This window comes from Arthrobacter sp. P1_B4, assembly GCF_056406555.1.
This window is the reverse complement of sequence record NZ_JBFTZW010000007.1, coordinates 1-20,608: the sequence shown is the minus strand read 5'-3', so window position 1 is coordinate 20,608 and position 20,608 is coordinate 1. Positions and strand designations below refer to the sequence as shown.

Here is a 20,608-nt window from a genome sequence, read left to right as displayed (position 1 = left end):
CGGGGGTGATGCGCGTTACATGGATTCCGCTGAATGGAATACGGGATTCTCGCGGGGCTCTCCCAGCCGCCGCCCGATCCCCCGCGCCGCCGTCTGGAGGGCGGGAACAAGCGCCTGCAGGCGCGCCTCGCGAAGGGGAACAACGACGCCGAGGGCCGCCACGGCGTGCTTCCTGCGGTCCAGCACCGGAACCGCGATCCCCCACGTGTCAGGGTCCACGACGCCGGCCAGCTGGGCATAGCCCCGATGGGCGGCCTCGCCAAGGAGGGCGCGGAGATCCTCCAGGGGCAGCCGGCCGGTCGGATCACTGAATCCCTCGAGGTACTCGGCCTGGACGGGGCGGGGCTGGTTGGCCATGAGCACCAGCCCGGCGGAGGACACGTGCACGGGCATCCGGCCGGCCACCTGCGCCCGGTTGGCGACGGAGCCGCGGCGGGACAGCCGCTCCACAAAGAGCGCTTCCCGCCCGTCCAGCACGGCGAGGTTCACGTTTTGATGCAGCACCTGCTGGATGTCCTCCATGAACGGCAGGGCCGCCTGGCGGAGTTCGAGCGTGGGGGAATTGCGGTTGGCGAGCTCCCAGAGCCGCAGGCCCAGGCTGACGGAGCCGCCGGGGCCGACGTCGAGCAGGCCGTGCCCGGCCAACTGCCGGACGAGCCTGTGCGCGGTGGTCAGGGGGAGCTCCGCCCTCGCGGCAAGCTCCGAGAGCGGCAGCGCCGTGACGCCTTCAGGGAACGCGGCAATCAACCGCAGGACCCGGTCCACCACCGAGTCGCCGGAGTTCGAATTGGCCACCAAATCCCTTCCGTTGAATGGTTTTAAGTGTCCCATGCAACACGGCGCGGTGATACAACTCTCACAATGGAAAGAGGCCCCGCGAACACCGGCCGGGGCACGGAATCACCTAAACACTAGCGCTGAGGTAACAATGTCAACGTCGTCATTGGACAAGTCGTCGCCATCGGGAGAGAAATCACGGTGGCCCGTGTGGCTCTGCTGGCTGGCCATGGTGCTGGACGGCTTTGACCTGGTGGTGCTCGGCACGGTCATCCCGACCCTCATCAAGTCGCAGGAACTTGGCTTCGACGCCGTTGGGGCGACGTTCGCGGCAACCGTCTCCCTGGTGGGTGTGGGGCTCGGCGCGCTCTTCATCGCCCCGCTCTCGGACCGCTTTGGCCGGCGGAACCTGCTGGTGGCCTGCGTGGCGTGGTTCTCCCTCTTTACGATCGCCGTCGTCTTCGCACCCAACGTGGCGTGGTTCAGCGCGTTCCGGCTGCTGGCGGGGCTCGGCCTGGGCGCCTGCCTGCCCGCCGCCCTGGCGTACATGAACGACTACGCACCCGCCGGAACGGCCGGAAAGTCCACCACCCGGACCATGACCGGGTACCACGTCGGCGCCGTGGCCACCGCGTTCCTGGCCCTCATGGTCATTCCAAGCTGGCGGACCATGTTCGTGGCCGGCGGCCTGGCCGGCTTCGCCCTGGTCCCCTTCCTGTGGTTCAAGCTTCCGGAGACCCTCCCGCCGGTCCACCACATCCCTGCGGCCGCGGAAGAACGCGCCAGCTTCCGGGATCTGGGCCGCAAGCCCTACCCGCTGATTGCGGCCGGTGTGGCCGTGGCGTCCTTCATGGGGTTGCTGCTGGTCTACGGCCTGAACACCTGGCTGCCGCAGCTCATGGCCTCCGCCGGCTACAGCCTGAACGCCGGCCTCGCCTTGCTCCTGGTCCTGAACGTGGGCGCCGTGGTGGGCCTGCTGATCGCCGGGGTCCTGGCCGACCGGCACGGGACCAAGAAGATCGTCCTGCTCTGGTTTGGCCTCTCCGCCGTGTTCCTGGCCGCGCTCAGCATCCAGATCCAGAACGAAGTGGTGCTCTATGCCGCCGTCTTCGTCACCGGCGTGTTCGTCTTCAGCTCCCAGGTTCTGGTCTACGCCTGGGTCACCCAGCTCTTCCCCGTCCGCCTGCGCGGCACCGCTTTGGGCTTTGCCGCCGGCGTGGGCCGGCTGGGGGCAATTATGGGCCCGGCCGTCACCGGCGCGCTGGTGGCCGCCGGCATCGCCTACCCGTGGGGCTTCTATGTTTTCGCGGCCGCCGCGGTCCTGGCGGTCCTCGCCCTCGCCTTTGTTCCGCAAACCGTCCCGGCAGTGTCCCGCGCCGGCGCCAGCGTCGGGCACCCGTAGCCGTCAGGCGCTCCTAGGAGAAGCGCTCCGGGGTCCGCGCCTCGCGGCGGACCCTGAGTTTGCGCCACGCGCCGGGCGCCAGCACGACGGCGATGCCGACGGCGGCACCGATGATGGTCTCCACGATTCTGTCGCGGAGCAGGATGCCGGGCGGCACGGGTGCCACGAGAAGCGTGGAGATCAGCGCCAGCGGCGTGACGAAAACCTGGGCCAGCATGTACTGGCGCGCGATGAACATCTCGGCGCCGAACTGGCACGCGGCAATGACCAGCACCGTCTGCCAGGGCGTCGGCTGCAGGAGCAGGATGCCGGCGAGCAGCACCAGCCCCAGGGCTGTGCCCGCGATTCGCTGCAGGCCGCGGCTGACGCGGTGCCGGGTGGTGTGGCCCACCAGCGGAACGACGGCGGCCACCATCGCCCAGTAGTTGTGGCCAATGCCCAGCCATTCCCCGGCCAGGGTCCCCAGCGTTCCCGCCAGGCCTGCCGCCACGAGGTAACCCCAGCTTTCGTGCCACGCGGTGCGTTTCTCCCGCGGAGTGAGGGCCGCCGGTCTCGGATTTACCCACGGGGTCCGGTGGCTCCGGGCCACCCGCGAGGACAGGCCGAGCAGCAGGGAGAAAGCCACCGTGAGGACCGCCACTGGCATGGCCTGCCACAGCGGCGGCTGGTTGGGGATTGACGCGATGGCCGCGAACGCGAAGATGTGGAACAGCGAACCGGCGGGGCGCAGGCGCCACCACGCGACAACCAGGGAGCATCCCCACGCGATCACGGTCGTGGCCACCACCAGGACCCAGGTGGTGTCTGCCGCCGACAGCCCGGCCAGGGCGTCCACCCGCGCGGTGAGGGCGGCCAGGAACATCACCAGCAGCATCAGCCCGCCGCCCCGGACCTGCAGGGTCAGGCGCCTGGCGTGCGGCTCGTTGCGGCCGTAGATGCCGGTGAAGGCGCCGAAGGAAGCGAAGATTGCCAGGTCCAGGCGGTCCAGCAGCACCAGCGTGATCAGCGGAACAAAGACTCCCACGGCGCAGCGGAAGGCAACCTGGTGGTCCTTGTTGCCCGGCGCGATGGTGAACATCTCGGCGAACACTTTCATGGCGCCGGCCTTACAGCGAAAAAGCTCTTCATGGGCGGGTTCTCACGGGTCGGGATGCCTTTCGTTGCAGCCGGAGTGTTACGACGGCGGCGCTGGCATCCAAGGGGGAGTTTACGCCGGAACGGCGCGGCGGCGGCATCGGAATCCGTTGATCGGGATCGGCCGGCTGCACCGCGAAGTGGTAGCGTCTATCGGTTGAATCAAGCCCGCAACGCACACCGGAGGTTCCCCATGCTCAGAGGATTCAAGGATTTCATCCTGCGCGGCAACGTGATCGAACTGTCCATTGCCGTCGTGGTCGGCACCGCCTTCACGGCCCTGGTCAGCGCGTTCACCGCAAACGTCGTCAACCCGATCCTGGCTGCCGCCGGCGGGGTCGAGACCCACGGCCTGGGCTTCTACGTCTGGCCTGGAAACGACAAGACCTTCATCAACATCGGCGCCGTGGTGACGGCCTTCCTGACCTTCCTCATCACCGCCGCGGTGGTGTACTTCATTTTCGTGGCCCCCATGAACCGGATCAACCGAATGGTCAAGAACCGGCTCAAGGCAGCCGAGCCCGAGGAGAAACCCATCCCGGCCGACACCGCGCTGCTGGCCGAGATCCGCGACCTGCTGGCCAATCTGGCCGGCCCGGACTCCGCCGCCACCCGTGCCCGCGTCGGGGATCACCCGGACGGGGAGTACCCGGATGGCAAGGCACACTCGTCCGAGCCGGCCGGAACCGCAATCCGAACTCACGTCTGACCCCTCCTTGCCTGGCCCTCTGGCGGGCGGCCGGACCGGAGTGCTTTGATGTAGGGGCCCCGCCGCGCGAGCCTGGCTGCCAAGGAGGAACACCATGCCGGACCTTAAGTGGAACCACGAGCTGGTGGACCAACTGGACTGGCATTTTGCCAACCAGGCCCGGCCGCGGCTGGACGGGTTGACTGACCACGAGTACTTTTGGGAGCCGGTACCGGGCTGGAATGTCCGCCGCAAAGACGCCTCAACACCCCCGGCCGCGCCGGGTTCGGGCGAATTCACCATAGATTTCAGCTACCCGGAGCCCGTTCCTGCTCCGGTGACAACCATTGCGTGGCGCCTGTGCCACATTCTGGTCGGCGTCCTCGGCGCACGCACGGCATCGCACTTTGGCGGCCCACCGGTGGACTACCAGAGCTTCGCCTACCCCGGCACCGCGGCCGGGGCGCTGGCCCAGCTGGACGAGTACTACGGCCGGTGGATCCACGGCGTGAAGGGCCTCCACGAATCAGGTTTGGCGGCACCCTGCGGGCCGGCCGAAGGCCCGTACGCCGATGCCCCCATGGCAGCACTGGTCCTGCACATCAACCGTGAGATGATCCACCACTTGGCCGAGGTCGCCCTGCTCCGCGACCTTTACGCCCACCGCCACCAGCTCCTGCGCGGCCCGGAGGGTGGACCGGGCTTGTAACAGCACGATCACCTGGCCTGGCCCGGTCCCGGCGCGAAACCGTCACCCGGCGGCAACCCGGCCGAAACAGCCGGCCGGGATCATGGGAGCATGACGCGCACTTCCGCAGGCAAAAACCCTGCCAAAACCACCGGCAAAGCCCAGTCCCCGGCCACTTCCGAGTTGAGCTGCGAAGTGTGCGGCCAGATGCCCGAACCGACCAAGGCACGGCTGACCCTGGCCAATGTCGCCGTGATGCTCCCGATCGAACTGCTGGTGCACGCGGCGGTGGTGGAAACCCACCTGCCCTACGTTGCCAAGGTCCTGGTGCTGACCCTGACCGCGACCATCCTGGTGATCTGGGTGGCCGAACCCTCGGCGGCCCGGATGCTCAGGGGCTGGCTGCATGCCCCGGCCTTGCGGCACCGTAAACGGCTCGGCGCCGCACCCGCCCTGTGGCGGGCGCGGACCGTCCTGAAAGACAAGCCCGGGTCGCTGCAGAAACTGACGCAGGCCCTGGCCGCGCTGAACACGAACATCCTCAGCATTCATGTTCACCCCGTGGCCGGCGGTGTGCTGGACGAGTTTGTGCTCTCGGCCCCGGGCGAAGTCCGCGAAGCCGAGCTGCTCCGGGCGCTGCGGGCCGGCGGCGGAGCGGACCCGCACGTCTGGCCGACCACCGCCCTGGCCATGGCCGACGGGCAAACCGGCGCACTGAGCCTGGCCGCCCGGATCGCCGCCAGCCCGGAGGAGCTGCCGCTGGCGGTCGCGGAACTGCTGCGGGCACGGATCATCGCCGGCAACACCGAGGTCCCACCCCAGACGGGCGGTGACGGGACGGTCCTGAAGATCCCTACGGCATGGCACGGGCCCATCACGTTTTCCCGGCCCGGCGAGCCGTTTACGCCTGCCGAATCCGCCCGCGCACACCGTTTGGCCGAACTCGCGGAGATCCTGGCGCACCGGCCGGCGGCGCGTTAGCCGGCACGGCCGGCCGGTGGCCCGGCTGGCCGGTGAAATAGCCGGCCGATGGTTGGCGCAGGGTCAGATGCCTGTCATCCGGATGGTGAGGGCATCCTGCTCGACCGTGACCTTGAGGTGCTTGGCCTTGCCGAGGGGGTCGCCGTCGAGCTGGAATTCCTGCTCGTGGGCGAGTTCGATCTCGGCTGACTTTCCAGCGAAGTATTCCACCGACGCGTTCTTGGCGTTCCTCCGGCCGAAGACGCCGGCCAGCACATCCAGCCAGCCGAACCGGCCGATGGGGGCCAAAATCACGACGTCCAGGATGCCGTCGTCGATCTTGGCGTCGGGAAAGATCTCCACACCCCCCATGATCTTGCCGCAGTTACCCACCATCACGCTGCGGATGCGGCGCCGTACCGGGTGCTCGCCGTCCATGCTGATTTTCGCCCTGATGGGCTTGCCCGGCAGGTGCCGGATGCCCGCCTCAACGTACGCGAGCCAGCCCACGCGGTCCTTGAGTTCGTCGACGGTGTTGGCCATGATCGCAGCGTCGTAGCCAAGTCCGGCCATCACCAGGAAGGTGGATTCCGTCTCGGCGTGGTCCAGCGTGGCCTTCACTACGTCCACCTTGGTGTCCGTGCCGCTCAGGACGTCGTAGCTGGCCGCCACGGGGTCGGTGATGTCGATGCCGAGATTGCGGGCCAGCAGGTTCCCGGTCCCCAGGGGCACCAGGCCCATCGGCGTTCCGGTGCCTGCGAGGACTTCCGCCACGCAGCGGACCGTTCCGTCGCCGCCTGCGGCGATTACGACGTCGACTCCGGCCTCCAGCGCCTCGCGGGCCTGGCCCAGCCCGGTGTCCTCCTTCGTGGTTTCCAGCCACAGCGGATCCGCCCAGCCCTGGGTCTCGCACAGGCGGAAGAAGGAGGCGCGGAAGCTGTCGCCGGGAGACTTCATGGGGTTGATAACCACGGCGGCGCGCCGGGACGCTGTATTGTCCCCGGTTTCCAGGGTCTCCGACGTCGCGGTGCTGTTCTCTGTCATGGCGTCCTTAGGGGCAATTCGGCGGAGGGTTCCCGAACTAAAATCCTAGCCGCAGTGCCCGCGTAACCTGCGCAGGGCCGGCGCGAATCGTGGACGTGCGCTCCGCAGGCTCACTAGACTGGACTTCGTGATGTGCCGGAGGCTGCGCTCCGGACGCCGAAAGCGGGGGCAGATGACTGAAACAGAGAATTACTCAGCGACGGCAGAATCATCCAGCGTCGATCCGCACGACTGGGGCCGGGCGATGGCACTGGCGCTCACGCGGCTGGCCGAGCAGATCGCGCCCGGAGGCAGCGAAGACATCCATGCCCTGTTGGTGGGCAGGGACCTGCATTTGAAAATCGGTGACGAACCCGGTGGCGTGACGATCACGGTTTCAACTGAGCCGATCCCGGATCCCGCTACCTGACGGTTCTCTTCCCAGGACGTACGCCTTCCCAGACGTACCGTCTGAAACGCGTTTCACCGGCCCGAGGTCAGGTCCGCGGAGATAATTTCCGCCGTGGCCAGCGCCGCCTCACGCACGGCCTTGAGATAGGAGTCCGGATCGGGCTGCGCGGATGTCGTCTGGGCCTGCAGCGAGACGTTGATGGCCGCCACCACTTTCGGCCCGTCGTGGACGGGCGCCGCAATGGACATCAGGCCCAGCTCCAGCTCCTGGTTCAGCAGGCACCAGCCCTGGGCGCGAACAGTATCCAGCTCCGCCAGGAGGGCGGCCCGCGTTCCGATGGCTCCGGGAGTCAGGGGCCGGATCTCGGCTGCCGCGAGGTACTCTTCCAGCTTCGCCGGCGGGAGGGCCGCGAGCAGCACCCTGCCCATGGACGTGGCGTAGGCGGGGAAGCGGGTGCCCACCGTGATGCCGACCGTCATGATCCGCCGGGTGGACACCCGGGCGATGTAGGCGATGTCGGTGCCTTCGAGCACCGCGGCCGACGTCGACTCCCCCAGTTCGAGGGAGAGCTCTTCCAGATGCGGCTGGGCGAGCTGCGGCAGGGAGAGCCCGGACAGGTAGGCGTAGCCGAGCTGCAGCACTTTGGCAGTCAGGGCGAAGATCTTGCCGTCCGTGCGGACATAGCCCAGCTCCGCGAGCGTGTGCAGGAACCGCCGGGCGGTGGCCCGGGTCAGCTCGGTCCGGGCCGCCACCTCGGTCAGCGTCATCTTGGGGTGTTCCGTGTCGAAGGCACGGATCACTGCGAGCCCGCGCGCCAGCGACTGCACGTACTGGTCGCTGGCCGCGGGCGCGCCGCCGCTCTTGGCTGGCTCAGTCATTTTCCGCCTCTCGGTCCCGCATCACTTTAGCGGTGCCCACAGCTTGTCCGGCCGCAGGCCTGTCAGCTTGGGTCCGCCGCCCGGAGAGGCATCGGGACCATGGCCTGGAGTTCCTCGAGCGTGCAGCCGAAGGTCTCCCGCACCTGGACGCCGTCGGGTCCGGTCAGGAAGACGGCCTTGTCGGTGTAGACGCGGGTCACGCAGCCGATCCCGGTGAGCGGGTACGTGCAGGTCTCCACGAGTTTGGACACGCCGTCGCGGGTCAGGAGCGTCATCATGACGAAGACGTCCTTGGCGCCGGTGGCGAGGTCCATGGCGCCGCCGACGGCGGGGATCGCGTCCGGGGCCCCGGTGTGCCAGTTGGCGAGGTCGCCGGTGGCGGAAACCTGGAAGGCGCCCAGGACGCAGATGTCCAGGTGTCCGCCGCGCATGATCGCGAAGGAGTCAGCGTGGTGGAAGTAGGACGCCCCCGGCAGTTCGGTCACGGGGATCTTCCCTGCGTTGATGAGGTCGCCGTCGATCTGGTCCCCGGTGGCCTCCGGGCCCATGCCGAGCATGCCGTTCTCGGTGTGGAGCGTAATGTTCTGCTCCGGCTCGAGGTAGTTCGAGACCAGGGTGGGCTGGCCGATGCCGAGGTTCACGAACGATCCGGGGACGATGTCGCGGGCCACGAGGCGGGCGAGATCGTCCCGGCCCAGCGGCTTGCCGGACGTCTGGAGATCAGCCTGGTTGCCGGTCCGCAGACTCTGGTCATTGGTTGGGATGCTCATCTCAGGCCACCTTCACAATGCTGTTGACGTAGATGCCGGGGGTCACGATGTTTTCCGGGTCCAGGCCGCCGGTCGGGACGATCCCGGACACCTGGGCGATGGTGTGTTTCGCGGCGGCGGCCATGATGGGGCCGAAGTTCCGCGCGGTTTTACGGTAGACCAGATTGCCCCTGCCGTCCGCCGTGAGGGCCTTGATCAGGGCGACGTCGGCGTGGATGGGGGTCTCGAACACCTGCCACTTGCCGTCCAGGAAGCGGGTTTCCTTGCCTTCGGCGAGCATGGTGCCGTAGCCGGTGGGCGTGAAGAAACCGCCGATCCCGGCGCCGGCGGCACGGATCCGCTCGGCGAGGTTTCCCTGCGGGACCAGTTCGAGCTCAACCTCGCCGGCGCGGTACTTGGCGTCGAAATGCCAGGAGTCGGACTGCCGCGGGAAGGAGCAGATCATCTTCTTCACCCGGCCTTCCTTGATCAGCAGGGCCAGGCCCTGATCGCCCTGGCCGGCGTTGTTGTTCACTACGGTCAGGCCGGTGGCGCCGCACTCCAGCAGCGCGTCGATGAGCTCGAACGGCTGCCCGGCGTTGCCGAAGCCGCCGATCATCACGGTGGAACCATCCTTGATGCCGGCGACTGCCTCGCCGACGGTGTCGATGAAATTCAGCATCTGTCTTAGCCCTGTCCTCTATGCCGCATCGCGGGAAGTTACGTTTTCGAGCACGACGGCGAGGCCCTGGCCGACGCCGATGCAGATCGCGGCGACGCCCCAGCGCTGCCCGGAGGCCTGCAGGGACCGGGCCAGGGTGCCCAAGATCCGCCCGCCGGAGGCGCCGAGCGGGTGGCCCATGGCGATCGCGCCGCCGTGCCGGTTCACGATTGACGCGTCGATGCCCCAGGCGTTGATGCAGGCCAGGGACTGCGCGGCGAACGCCTCGTTCAGTTCGACGGCGCCGACCTGGTCCCAGCCGATGCCGGCCTTGGCGAGGGCCTTGTTCGCGGCCTCGACCGGGGCGTAGCCGAAGTACTGGGGATCGTTGGCGTGCGCGCCGCGCCCCGCGATCCGGGCCACAGGCTCCATACCCAGGAGCCCGGCGGCCTTTTCACTGCCCAGCCACGCCGCGGACGCGCCGTCAGAGAGCGGGGACGCGTTCCCGGCCGTGACGGTGCCGTTCCCGGTCCGGAACACGGTCTTGAGCCCGGCGAGCTTCTCCGCCGAGGACCCGGGACGGATGCCCTCGTCGCGGACCAGGTCCGTGCCCGGGACCGGGACGACGAGGTTGTCGTAGAACCCCTCGTCCCAGGCCGCGGCGGCGAGATTGTGGGATCCGGCGGAGAACTCGTCCTGCGCCTGCCGGGTCACGCCGTACTTCTCCGCCAGCCGTTCGGTGGCCTCGCCCAGGGAGATGGTCCAGTCCGCCGGCATGGCCCGGTTCACCAGCCGCCAGCCCAGCGTGGTGGAGGCCAGGGTCAGGTCCCCGGCCGGGTAGGGCTTCTCGGTCTTGGGCAGCACCCACGGGGCCCGGGACATCGATTCGGCGCCGCCGATCAGCATCAGCTCGGCGTCGCCGGTGTTGATCTGGCGGGAGGCGATGATCGCCGCGTCCAGCGAGGACCCGCAGAGCCGGTTGACCGTGGTGCCCGGAATCGAGACCGGCAGCCCGGCCAGCAGGGTGCCCATCCGGGCGACGTTGCGGTTCTCCTCCCCGGCGCCGTTCGCGTTGCCGAACACCACCTCGTCAATCCGCTCCACGTCGAGGGCCGGGGCGCGCTTCACGGATTCGCGGATCACGTGCGCGGCAAGGTCATCCGGGCGGATCCCGGCGAGGCCGGAACCGAACTTCCCGAACGGCGTCCTCACAGCGTCATAAATAAATGCCTGATTCATGGGTTCTTGTCCGTTTCTGCTTCGTCCATGGCTGCGTCGTCCATGGAATGGAAGACCTGCTGGGCGGTCTTGAACGCGGTGTTGGCGGAGGGGACCCCGCAGTAGATGGCGGTCTGGAGCAGGATTTCCTTGATCTCGTCCCGGCTCAGGCCGTTGGTGATGGCGGCGCGGATGTGCATGGCCAGTTCTTCCCAGTGCCCGTGGGCCACCATGGCGGTCAGGGTGACGGCTGAGCGCATCTGGCGGCTGATCCCGGGCCGGGTCCAGATGCCGCCCCAGGCAATCCTGGTGATCATGTCCTGGAAGTCCTCGGTGAAGGAATCCTTGTTGGCGTTGGCGCGGTCCACGTGCGCGGCGCCGAGGACCTCGCGGCGGACTTTCATGCCGCCGTCATAGATCTCCTGGCTGGTCGCGCCGGGCTGGACCACACCGTTGCGTTCGAGCCCGTTGAATTCGGCACTGCCGGTTTCGGAGAGAGTCATGCCCCCGCTCCCTGGGTCTCGGTCCAGGTGATGAGGCCCTTGAGCAGCTCGGCGACGTGGCCCGGCGCCTCGAACGGCGCCAGGTGTGCCACGCCCTCCAGGCTGACGGCCGTAGCAGTGCCGCCGCCGGAGGTGATACCCGCGGCGACTTCCCCGGCCATCGACGGCGGGGCGACGTCGTCCAGGGCGCCCGCCATAACCTGGGTGGGGACGCGGATGGTGCCGAGCTGGTCCCGCACGTCGAAGCCGGCCAGGGCCTCGCAGCAGAAGGCGTAGCTGAAGCGGTCGGCGTCCCGGAGGCTGTGCAGGAGCCGGCTGCTGAGCTCCGGCTGGCTCTCCATAAAGCCCGGCGCGAACCAGCGCTGCGCGGACCCCTGGATCATCACCGGGGTGCCCTGCGTGCGCACGGTTTCGGCGCGTTCCAGCCAGCCCTCGGCAGTGCCGAGCTTCGCGCCGGAGCACTGCACGGAGAGGCTCTTGAGCCGGTCGCCGTGCTTGATGCCAAGCTGCAGTCCGGTGGCGCCGCCGAGGGATACCCCGGCGTAGTGGAAGCGCGCGCCCGGGGCGATCGAATCGACCAGGCCGATCACGGCATCCGCGAGGTCGGCGACCGTGAAGGTCTCCTCCGCCGCGGGCGAGACGCCGTGCCCCGGCAGGTCCCAGGCGATGACGTCGACGTCGGCGCCCAGCAATGTGCCGGCCTGGCTCCACAGCAGGGAGGATGTTCCGAGCGAGGGCCCGACGATGAGGAGGGGCTTGTCGCCGAGTTCGCGCTGGGGCGACAGCAGGACTGCTTTGACGGTGGGTCTAGCCACGGGAAGCTCCGTTCTGGATGTGGTGGGCGAGGGCGCCGGCGTGGCCGGTGTATTCCGGATACGCCGCGAGGATGCGGCGGGAGATCTCAACGGCCTGGCCGAGGTAGTTGGCCGGGTTCAAAAGTTCCTCAAGCCGGGCGTCGCTGAGCAGCTCCTCCGGGACAGCGGCGCGGAGCAGTGCCCGGTAGGTGTCTGCCTGCTCCGCAGCCGGGGCCAGGAGCGTTTCGTCCACGACGGCCTGGAGCCGCTGTTTCCCGGTCCGGGCTGCTCCCGGGCCGGCGCCGTTCCCGTCCACAACGGTCCCGTCCAAAAGCGGTGCGACGGCGGCGCTGACGGCTTCGGAGAGCAGCAGCGGGCCGCCGAGCTCGAGGTTGCGGCGCATCGCGCCGGGGAAGACCGCCATCCCTTCGGCCAGTTCGCGCAGCTGCACCGCGGCGCCGAGGGCCAGGCGCAGCAGCTGGCGCAGGGCCGCCCATTCGCTGTGCCAGGCGCCGTCGGGGCGTTCGTCGTTGAAAGTGGCGGCCGCGAGATGCAGCTGTGCGGCCAGTGCCGGGGCCTGCAGGGCGGCGCTGCGGATCAGCACGGAGAGCACGGGGTTCTGCTTCTGCGGCATGGCCGAGGACACGCCGCGCCCCGCGACGCGCGGTTCCGCAACCTCGGCAACTTCGGGCCGGCTGAGGAACAGGACGTCCGCGGCCACCTTTCCGGCCGCGTCAGTCACCGCCGCCAGCGCGTCGCCGAGCGAGGTTACGGCCAGCCGGTTGGTGTGCCAGGGGGCAGGAACGGGAGCGAGACCCAGGCGGGCGGCCAGCCGGTCGGCGAGGTCAAACGGGGACAGTGTCCCCGCGGCCGGCCCAGCGCCGGCAGTGAGTACAGCGCCGTCAATAAGTACAGTGCCGGAGGCCAGAGTCCCGGCGGCGCCGCCGGTCTGTACCGGCAGTTCGAGGGCCTCGAGCCGGCCGGCCGCGGCGGCCAGCCCGCTGAACCATTGCGCGGCCCGCAGCCCGAAGGTGTAGGGAAGCGAGTGCTGGGTCAGGCTGCGGGCGACACAAAGCGTGTGCCCGTGGGTTTCGGCGAGGCCGGCGAGGGCGGCCGTTGCCGACCGGAGCTCCGCGAGCAGTTCGCGGATGGCCCCGGCGGCCAGCACCATCAGGGCCGAGTCGAGCACGTCCTGGCTGGTCAGGGAGGTGTGAACGGCGCGGACGGCGCCGAGTCCGGCGGTGTCCAGGTTCCTGACCTGCTCCCGGAGGTCGGCGAGCAGCGGGATGACGGGGTTGCCGCCGCCTTGCGCCCGGACGGCGAGGCCCGCGACGTCGTACCGCTGCACGTCCGCGGCGGCGGCCACCACCGCGGCGGACCCGGCCGGGGCCAGGCCGGCCTCGTCCAGGACCGCCGCCCAGGCGGCCTCGACCTTGAGGATGGCGGCGAGCACCGCACGGTCCCCGGTCAGCGCCGCCACGAACGGCGACGCCGACACGGGACTGAGCAGGCCGGCATCGCCGTCCGTTTCGAAGAAGGTCACTTGGAGGCACCCTCGGCGCTGCTGAAATCCAGGAACACGGTCTCGCCGTCGCCCTGGAGGCGGATGTCCCAGCTCAGTCCGCCGTCGGGATCCCGGCGTGCGATCAGGGTCCGGCGCCGGTCCGGGTCAAGCGAGCTGAGCAGCGGATCCTTGGCCAGGGCCTCCTCGTCCTCCGGCAGGTAGACGCGGGTGAACAGGCGGTTCATCAGGCCCCGGGCAAAGACGGCGACGGCGATGAACGGCGCCGCGCCCTCCTCGGTGGGGCCGGGGTTCACCGTGGTGAAGGTGAAGACGCCGGTGTTGCCGACAGCGCTGCGGCCGAAGCCGGTGAAGGTGTAGCCGTCCCGGACCAGGGAGCCCGTGCGGTGCGGGACCTTGCCGTCCGCGTCGGCCTGCCAGATTTCCAGGATCGCGTCCGGGATCGGGTGCCCGGCGCCGTCATAGACGGTGCCCTGGAGCCGGATGGAACCCGGGGATCCGGGAGCCAGGAGCTCGCGGTCCTTGGCAAAGGGCAGGGCGTAGCCATAGAACGGCCCCACGGTCTGGCCCGGTGTCGGGGTGAGTTTACCCACGGCGTTGCTATTCATTCTCATCGCCTCCTGCGCCCAATGCCTCGTTTTCGGTCCAGGTCCGCTTGGACCCGGTCAGGACGATGTCCCAGTTGTACGCCAGAGCCCATTCAGGCTTGGTCTGCTCGTGGTTGTAGGTGGCCACGAGCCGGTCACGGGCATCCTGGTCCACGATCGACTGGTAGATCGGGTCCAGCGGGAACAGCTGGTCACCGGGGAAGTACATCTGGGTGACGATCCGCTGGGTGAACTCCTGCCCGAACAGGGAGAAGTGGATGTGGGCCGGGCGCCAGGCATTGAGATGGTTCTTCCACGGGTAGGCGCCGGGCTTGATGGTGGTGAAGCTGTAGGAGCCGTCCGCGCCCGTGATGCAGCGGCCGACGCCGGTGAAGTTGGGGTCCAGCGGCGCCGGGTGCTGGTCACGCTTGTGGATGTAGCGGCCGGCGGAGTTCGCCTGCCAGATTTCGACGAGCTGGCCGGTGACGGGGCGTCCGTCGCCGTCGAGCACCCGGCCGGAGACCACGATGCGTTCGCCGAGCGGCTCGCCGTTGTGCGCGATGGTCAGGTCCGCTTCCAGCGCGTGCACGTCCATGTGCCCGAACGCCGGCGAGTACAGTTCGATGGTTTCCGGATCCGCGTGGTGCAGATCCTTGGTGGGGTGGCGCAGGACGCTGCTGCGGTACGGCGCGTAGTCGAGCCGCGGCTGGGTTTCGGCCGGGGCTCCGCCTTTGAGGGCCTGCGCGTACGCTTCGCCGATCGCCTTCATCTCGGCGCTGAGGTCCGCCTGCGACTCCGCGGCAGTATCCAAGGCATGGACAGCGGGCGCATGCGTCTTTGGTGCGGCCTCCGTGGCTTCGTCGGACACGTCCTCGGTGATCGGGTCGGCGTTGAAGACGTCGAGGTTGATTTCTTCAGGCACAGCAGCCTCCTTTCGTGGGTGTGTTTGTTGTTCGGATGGGGTCAGGAAGTACGGGGCAGCTGGTGCAGGTGGTCGTACTGGACGGCGTGCCGCACCGGGGCGTTCGGGGCGCCATAGCCGTCGTAGGCACCGCGGCGCTCCACCATTTCGAAGAACACGCTGCCCACGGTGGCGGTGTAGAAGTGCAGGAACTCGCCGTCGGCATCGCGGTCATAGAGCAGGTTGAGCTCACGGAGCGTGGCCAGGAATTCCGGGTCCAGAGCGAACCGGGCGTCGAGATCCTCGTAGTAGTTCGCGGGGATCTGCAGGAAGTCCAGTCCGCGGTCCCGTGCGGACCGGGCCGTGGCCACGAGGTCTTCCACGGCGAAGGCGATGTGCTCCTGGTAGCCGGGGCGGTGGCCGGTGCCGGCAGTCCCTTCCTGCTGGATCAGCGGGGCCAGGTTCAGCACCAGGCGGACGCCGCGGTCCTGCGTCAGCATCACCTGGGACCGGACCAGCCCGGTGGGGCTGGCCACCTCGGCGAACGGCTGCGGTTCCAGTGCGAGGGCGCTGGTGTAGAAGAGCACGGCCTCGTCGAAGTGCTGCCACGGCTGCGCGAGGTTCACGTGGTCGATCACCGCGGCCGGGTGCTCTGCCGGGTCCGCCGCGGCGACGTCCAGGCCGTCGCCGAATTCCCGGGTCCACGCGGCGGTGCCGTCCGGGCTGCCCTGGCAGAGGAAGATTTCGGTGGAGTCCGGCGCGGCGAAGCCCTGGAAGACTTCCTCGTTGGCCTGGCTCTTGCGCGGCACGGCGGGGGCCTTGAGCTGCTGGGCGCGGGCGGCGGCGATAACGGGAGAGTCGACGTCGAAGCCCAGGGCGGAGATGGCAGGGGCGGCGGGAGCCGGCTGGCCGGTACCGGCGGCAGCGGTCGCCGTGCCGATGGCTGCCGGTTCTTCATTGATGATCACGCGCGCGTGGCCCATGGTCCACAATTGCACATCCTTCGTGCGATGCCGCCCGTTGAACGCAAACCCCAGCTGGCCCAGCAGGGTTTCCAGTCCGGCGGTGTCACCGGCCCGGACCTCGGCGAAGTTGAAGCCGGCGGGCTCGGCCACGCGGGGAAGCGTGGCCAGCTCCATGGGGTAGCGGCGCCGGGCACCGGACACCGGGCCGGCCGCCCCGCTGGTCATCCCGCCTGCTGCATTCGCCGGGTTTGCCTCGAGCCAGGCGGCGCTCTGCTCTTCGAGCCAGATCAGCGACCGCATGGCGTCGACGGCGGTGCGTTCGACGTCGGCCTGGCGGAAGACGTCGTTGAACACTTCCAGCGACACCGGTCCCGTGTAGCCCGCGCGGACCACGTGGCCCATGAACTTGGCGAGCTCGAACTGGCCCTCCCCTGGAAACACCCGGTAGTGCCGGCTCCAGGACAGCACGTCCATGGACAGCTTGGGGGCATCGGCGACCTGGACGAAGAAGATTTTCTCCGGGTCGAAGGCCTCGATCGGCGCGGTACCCCAGTCCCGGGAGAGGATGTGGAAGGAGTCCAGGCAGGTGCCCAGGTTGGGGTGGTCCACCATCCCAACCAGCCGGTGGGCGTGCTCGTAGTCGTTCACGTACTTGCCCCAGGCCAGGGCCTCATAGGCGACCTTGACGCCGTGGTCACCCGCGAGGTCCGCGAGCCGGGAAAGCTGTGCGGCGCGGAGCTCGTCATCGTCGATCGTGGCGGTGCCGACGTTGGAGCAGAGCAGCATGGTGTCCATGCCCAGGCGGGACATGAGCCGGAACTTGGCGTCCGCGCGGCGCAGGTTGGCGGCGAGCAGGTCCTCGGGAACGCTGTCGAAGTCCCGGAAGGGCTGGTAGAGATCCAGGTTCAGGCCGAGGTCGGCGGCCAGTTTCCGGACGTCCTCCGGGCTCAGCGGGGACGTCACGAGGTCCTGTTCGAAGATCTCGATCCCGTCGAAGCCGGCCACCGCGCAGGCCTGCATTTTTTCCCGCAAGGTGCCGGCGAGGCAGACGGTGGCGATCCCGGTGCGCATCAGGCGGGCACCTCTTCCGCGGCCACAAGTTCCAGGAAGTGGGAGCGCATGCGGTCGGCGTCGGCCTGGCGCCCGGTGAAGATCCGGAAGGCGTCCGCCGCCTGGCCCACGGCCATCCGGCCGCCGTCGAGCACCTCGCAGCCCTTGGCGCGCGCCTCGCGGACGAGCTCTGTTTCGATCGGCCGGTACACGATGTCGGCCACCCAGTGCCGGGACTCCACGAGGGACATGTCCAGCGGAACCCCCGGATGGGCGGCCATGCCCACGGGGGTGCAGTGCACCAGGCCGTCGGCCTGCGGCATGAGCTGCGGGAGCTCCGCCGTCGTCCGGGCGGTGACGGTCCGGTCCGGGAAGAACCCGGCGAGCTCGGCCGCCCGGGCGGCGGACCGGGCCGCGTCGGTGTCCACGAGGTCCAGCTCGCGGACCCCCGCGGTGAGCAGGGCGTAGGCGACGGCGGAGCCGGCGCCGCCGGCTCCCAGCTGCACCACGCGATCCAGGGCGGCGCCGGGGAGCCCGGAGGCCAGCGCCGCGGCGAAGCCGGAGAAGTCGGTGTTGTGGCCGATGAAGCGGCCGTCGCGGATCACCACGGTATTGACGGCGCCCAGGCGCCGGGCGTCGGCGGAGACCTCATCCAGGTACTCGAGCACGAGCTGCTTGCAGGGGTGCGTGATGTTCAATCCGTTGAACCCGAGGCTCCGGGCGCCGGAGAGCAACTCCCCCACGGCCCGGCCGGGCAGGCCGAGTTCGGTGAGGTCGATGGGGCGGTAGAGGTACCGGAGGCCCTGCACGTCGCCCTCGCGTTCATGCATGTAGGGCGTGAGGGAGGGCATGACGCCGTCTCCCACGAGGCCCACGAGGAAGGACTCTGCTCGATTGCTCATCCAGTTTGCTCCTTTGACAACGGCACTCGGCGGGCGGCGACGCTTGCGGCGTCCGCGGCGGGCCGGGTGATAGGGATTACATTACAGATTTTGTTCACATGTTGCACTGTTGTTCGAATGATGAACATATTATGACGCCGCCGGTTTGTTTAGGCCGCAGGCTGGTCGGCCGTCACCGCTGGGGCAGCCGGGCCGACAGCTCGGCGGCCGCCGCCTGCAGCAGCGGCACGAGGGCCGCGAGGGCCTCCATGCTCAGGCGGAAGACCGGGACCGCCGTTGCCAGCGAGGCGAAGGCGTGCCCCTGGGCGTTGAAAACCGGGACGGCGACGGCGCGCATGCCGAGTTCGTTTTCCTCGTCCATGGTGGCGAAGCCCTGGCGCCGGACCTGCTCGATTTCGGCCCGGAAAGCCTCGCGGTCCGTGATGGAGAGCGCCGTCAGCGGCTCCAGGGGCAGTTCCTCGACGAGCTGGGCGCGGGTGGCGTCGTCGGCGAACGCCACCAGTGCCTTGCCCACTGAGGTGGTATGAAGTGCCCCGAGATGCCCGGGGTCGCTCGTGACCCGGAACGTCTGCGGGCCGTCCACCTTGTTCACCGTCAGGTGGTGGATGCCGTCCCGCACGGAGAGGATCGTCGCCTCACCCGTTTCCTCGGTCACGCGCCGCAGGATGGGCAGCGCCGTACCCGCGAAGCCGTGGTGGTTGGAGACGCGCTGGCCAAGCTGGAAGACCCTCAGCCCCAGGTGGTAGCGGCGGCCGTCCGGCTCGTAGTCAACGAAGCCGTCCCGCGTCAGGGAGCCGAGCAGGCGGTACGTGGTGCTGAATGGCAGATCCGCGCGGCGGGAGATCTCCGCGGCGCTGGCACCCCGCGGCTCGTCGCCCAGGAGGACCAGCAGACCCAAGGCCTTGCCCACCATGTCCGTCCGCGAGTCCTCCCTGGCGGCCTTTGCAGGCTTCGAAGGGACTTCCGCCGGATGCCCGGAAGCGGCGGGAACTTCTGTGTTTTGATTCACACTCATGCATCGATGTTCCCACATAGTGAGAGCTATTTCTAGATGGTGATTATTTTTGTTGACAAGTGACTGCGCTCACAGTCATGATTGCTACATCGCACAAGTAGCTTCCACCATGTGGCTACTAGTCCGGGTCTTTCCACGGACCTCCGGCTGCACCACCCTTAAGCAAGCGGCAGCCGAGACCTTCCTGATCCATCCGCGACAACGTCGTCACACCAAAGGAACACCATGAGCCACACTGTCCCGTCCACGACGCCGGGTATAACCACAGGAGGGACGCCGAAGAAGGCGGCCCTTGCCAGCTTCCTGGGCAGCGCCGTCGAGTATTACGACTTCTTCATCTTCGGTTCCGCAGCCGCGCTGATCTTCCCGCATGTCTTCTTCCCCGACGCGGACACCAACGCGGCGATCATGTCGTTCGCCACCTTCGGCTTTGCCTACATTGCCCGCCCGGTCGGCGCCGTTATCCTCGGCCACTTCGGTGACAGGATAGGGCGCCGGAAGGTCCTCATGTTCACGCTGTTGCTGATGGGCGCCTCCACCTTTGCCATCGGCTGCCTGCCGGACTTCAAGACGGTCGGCTGGTGGGCCCCTGTCCTGCTGGTGCTGGCGCGTCTCTGCCAGGGCTTTTCCGCTGCCGGCGAGCAGGCCGGCGCCTCGTCCATGACGCTCGAGCACGCCCCGGACAACCGCCGCTCCTTCTTCACCTCCTGGACCCTGACCGGCACCCAGGGCGGCCAGATCCTCGCCGCCCTCGTCTTCATCCCGGTCCTCGCCCTGCCTGACGACATCAAGTACACGATCGGCTGGCGCATCCCGTTCTGGCTCAGCGCCGTGGTTGTGCTGGTCGCGTTCTTCATCCGCCGCACCCTGCACGAGCCGCCGGCGTTCGAGGAGGCCCAGAAGACCAAGCAGATCTCCAAGCTCCCCGTCGCGGACCTCCTCAAGAGCCACTGGCGCGATGTCCTGCGTGTCATCGCCTGCGCCTTCATCGCCGCCGTGTCCACCGTCTTCGGCACCCTGGCCATCAGCTACGCCAAGAACGTCGCCGGCGTGGACGGCACCACCACCCTCTGGCTCGTCGTCGGCGCCAACTTCATGGCACTGGGCACCCAGCCGCTCTTCGGCATGCTCGCCGACAAGATCGGCCGGAAGCCCGTCTTCATCTACGGCGCACTGTCCAGCGCAGCCCTGACCCCGGTCTTCCTGCTGAGCCTCGAATCCGGCAACGTCGCGCTGATGTTCCTTACGGCAATCGCGTTCTTCTCCTTCGGCTACGCTGCGGCCAACGCGGTCTGGCCCTCCTTCTACGCCGAGATGTTCAGCACCAACGTCCGCTTCTCCGGCCTCGCAATCGGCACCCAGCTGGGCTTCCTGATGGCCGGCTTCGCCCCGGCGATCGTGGCGGCCATGGGCGGCATCCAGCCCGGCGGCTGGGTCCAGATCTCCATCTTCACCGCAATCATCTGCCTGATCGCCACGGTCGCGGCGCTGACGGCCAAGGAAACGTTCCGGGTCCCCACCAAACAGCTCGGCCAGCAGTAGCCCCGCACCGACAGCGGATTTCAACCGCACTTCCGCACCGCTTTTCCGCATTAACGACGGCGGCCCGTCCCTTCGGCGGGTTCTAACGGTCGTTGCAACACCCAACACTTTGGGAGTTGCAACGACCGTGTCGTTTTTAACGGAGGAAACAGCCCGGCGGCGGAAGTACACGCCGGAGCAGAAGGACCAGTTCTTGTCGGTGGTGGACCGGCTGGGGAGTGTGAGCGCGGCCGCGGC

General features: G+C 68.6%; 21 protein-coding genes. 6 read left to right on the top strand and 15 right to left on the bottom strand.

The window, feature by feature from the left end; all coding sequences use genetic code 11:
• Positions 1-15: 15 nt before the first annotated feature.
• On the bottom strand, positions 16-795 hold the full coding sequence (locus tag AC1D1W_RS05035) for an IclR family transcriptional regulator (RefSeq protein WP_476943109.1): 780 nt from the start codon (positions 793-795) through the stop codon (positions 16-18).
• 133 nt (positions 796-928) lie between these two features.
• On the opposite strand from AC1D1W_RS05035, the gene AC1D1W_RS05030 reads away from it, so the two are divergent.
• Positions 929-2,179, top strand: coding sequence for an MFS transporter (locus AC1D1W_RS05030; RefSeq protein WP_476943108.1), 1,251 nt, complete (start codon positions 929-931; stop codon positions 2,177-2,179).
• Between the two features lie 13 nt (positions 2,180-2,192).
• Here the strand turns inward: AC1D1W_RS05030 and AC1D1W_RS05025 are convergent, their stop codons facing one another.
• Entirely contained in the window at positions 2,193-3,275 is a 1,083-nt protein-coding gene (locus AC1D1W_RS05025) for an FUSC family protein (RefSeq protein WP_476943107.1), read from the bottom strand.
• A gap of 231 nt (positions 3,276-3,506) precedes the next feature.
• Between AC1D1W_RS05025 and mscL the strand changes: the two genes are divergently transcribed.
• The 3 genes from mscL (at position 3,507) to AC1D1W_RS05010 (ending at position 5,670) form a co-directional block, all read left to right on the top strand.
• Positions 3,507-4,022 carry a large conductance mechanosensitive channel protein MscL gene (gene mscL / locus AC1D1W_RS05020; protein ID WP_243178088.1) on the top strand — a complete coding sequence of 172 codons (516 nt, stop codon included), beginning with the start codon at positions 3,507-3,509 and terminating at the stop codon, positions 4,020-4,022.
• Positions 4,023-4,116: 94 nt separating this feature from the next.
• Positions 4,117-4,710, top strand: coding sequence for a DinB family protein (locus tag AC1D1W_RS05015; protein ID WP_243178089.1), 594 nt, complete (start codon positions 4,117-4,119; stop codon positions 4,708-4,710).
• A 90-nt stretch (positions 4,711-4,800) separates the two neighbouring features.
• On the top strand, positions 4,801-5,670 hold the full coding sequence (locus tag AC1D1W_RS05010; RefSeq protein ID WP_476943106.1) for an ACT domain-containing protein: 870 nt from the start codon (positions 4,801-4,803) through the stop codon (positions 5,668-5,670).
• 63 nt (positions 5,671-5,733) lie between these two features.
• Here AC1D1W_RS05010 and AC1D1W_RS05005 read toward each other — a convergent pair whose 3' ends face one another.
• The gene (locus AC1D1W_RS05005; RefSeq protein WP_243178091.1) at positions 5,734-6,693 is read right to left on the bottom strand and encodes a diacylglycerol/lipid kinase family protein; all 960 of its coding nucleotides are present in this window, start codon (positions 6,691-6,693) and stop codon (positions 5,734-5,736) included.
• Positions 6,694-6,865: 172 nt separating this feature from the next.
• Here AC1D1W_RS05005 and AC1D1W_RS05000 point away from each other — a divergent pair, with 172 nt between their 5' ends.
• Positions 6,866-7,102: a hypothetical protein gene (locus AC1D1W_RS05000; protein ID WP_028277604.1), complete on the top strand. Its 237-nt coding sequence runs from the start codon at positions 6,866-6,868 to the stop codon at positions 7,100-7,102.
• Positions 7,103-7,155: 53 nt separating this feature from the next.
• Here AC1D1W_RS05000 and AC1D1W_RS04995 read toward each other — a convergent pair whose 3' ends face one another.
• From AC1D1W_RS04995 to AC1D1W_RS04940, 12 genes are all read right to left on the bottom strand, one after another.
• Positions 7,156-7,962 (bottom strand): IclR family transcriptional regulator domain-containing protein, encoded by an 807-nt coding sequence (locus AC1D1W_RS04995; RefSeq protein WP_476943105.1) that lies wholly within the window; start codon positions 7,960-7,962, stop codon positions 7,156-7,158.
• Between the two features lie 62 nt (positions 7,963-8,024).
• A complete protein-coding gene (locus AC1D1W_RS04990; protein WP_230007404.1) occupies positions 8,025-8,732 on the bottom strand; it encodes a 3-oxoacid CoA-transferase subunit B in 708 nt (235 codons plus the stop codon).
• A 1-nt stretch (position 8,733) separates the two neighbouring features.
• Positions 8,734-9,393 (bottom strand): 3-oxoacid CoA-transferase subunit A, encoded by a 660-nt coding sequence (locus tag AC1D1W_RS04985; RefSeq protein ID WP_229993600.1) that lies wholly within the window; start codon positions 9,391-9,393, stop codon positions 8,734-8,736.
• Positions 9,394-9,411: 18 nt separating this feature from the next.
• Complete coding sequence (locus AC1D1W_RS04980) at positions 9,412-10,611, bottom strand: thiolase family protein (RefSeq protein WP_243178095.1); 1,200 nt, start codon at positions 10,609-10,611, stop codon at positions 9,412-9,414.
• Positions 10,608-11,093, bottom strand: coding sequence for a 4-carboxymuconolactone decarboxylase (gene pcaC, locus AC1D1W_RS04975; RefSeq protein ID WP_243178096.1), 486 nt, complete (start codon positions 11,091-11,093; stop codon positions 10,608-10,610). Before pcaC ends, AC1D1W_RS04980 begins: the two co-directional genes overlap by 4 nt.
• Positions 11,090-11,908 (bottom strand): alpha/beta fold hydrolase, encoded by an 819-nt coding sequence (locus AC1D1W_RS04970; RefSeq protein WP_476943104.1) that lies wholly within the window; start codon positions 11,906-11,908, stop codon positions 11,090-11,092. The genes pcaC and AC1D1W_RS04970 overlap by 4 nt, the downstream gene beginning before the upstream one ends.
• Entirely contained in the window at positions 11,901-13,430 is a 1,530-nt protein-coding gene (locus AC1D1W_RS04965; protein ID WP_243178098.1) for a lyase family protein, read from the bottom strand. Before AC1D1W_RS04965 ends, AC1D1W_RS04970 begins: the two co-directional genes overlap by 8 nt.
• Complete coding sequence (gene pcaG / locus AC1D1W_RS04960) at positions 13,427-14,017, bottom strand: protocatechuate 3,4-dioxygenase subunit alpha (RefSeq protein ID WP_476943103.1); 591 nt, start codon at positions 14,015-14,017, stop codon at positions 13,427-13,429. Before pcaG ends, AC1D1W_RS04965 begins: the two co-directional genes overlap by 4 nt.
• Entirely contained in the window at positions 14,010-14,918 is a 909-nt protein-coding gene (gene pcaH, locus AC1D1W_RS04955; RefSeq protein WP_459385913.1) for a protocatechuate 3,4-dioxygenase subunit beta, read from the bottom strand. The genes pcaG and pcaH overlap by 8 nt, the downstream gene beginning before the upstream one ends.
• A gap of 41 nt (positions 14,919-14,959) precedes the next feature.
• Positions 14,960-16,933, bottom strand: coding sequence for a bifunctional sugar phosphate isomerase/epimerase/4-hydroxyphenylpyruvate dioxygenase family protein (locus AC1D1W_RS04950; protein WP_476943102.1), 1,974 nt, complete (start codon positions 16,931-16,933; stop codon positions 14,960-14,962).
• Positions 16,933-17,814 carry a shikimate dehydrogenase gene (locus tag AC1D1W_RS04945; protein ID WP_459385915.1) on the bottom strand — a complete coding sequence of 294 codons (882 nt, stop codon included), beginning with the start codon at positions 17,812-17,814 and terminating at the stop codon, positions 16,933-16,935. The genes AC1D1W_RS04950 and AC1D1W_RS04945 overlap by 1 nt, the downstream gene beginning before the upstream one ends.
• Before the next feature lie 172 nt (positions 17,815-17,986).
• A complete protein-coding gene (locus tag AC1D1W_RS04940) occupies positions 17,987-18,829 on the bottom strand; it encodes an IclR family transcriptional regulator (RefSeq protein WP_476943101.1) in 843 nt (280 codons plus the stop codon).
• A 225-nt stretch (positions 18,830-19,054) separates the two neighbouring features.
• Between AC1D1W_RS04940 and AC1D1W_RS04935 the strand changes: the two genes are divergently transcribed.
• Positions 19,055-20,371, top strand: a complete 1,317-nt coding sequence (locus AC1D1W_RS04935) for an MFS transporter (RefSeq protein ID WP_243178104.1) — start codon at positions 19,055-19,057, stop codon at positions 20,369-20,371.
• Positions 20,372-20,608: the final 237 nt, after the last annotated feature.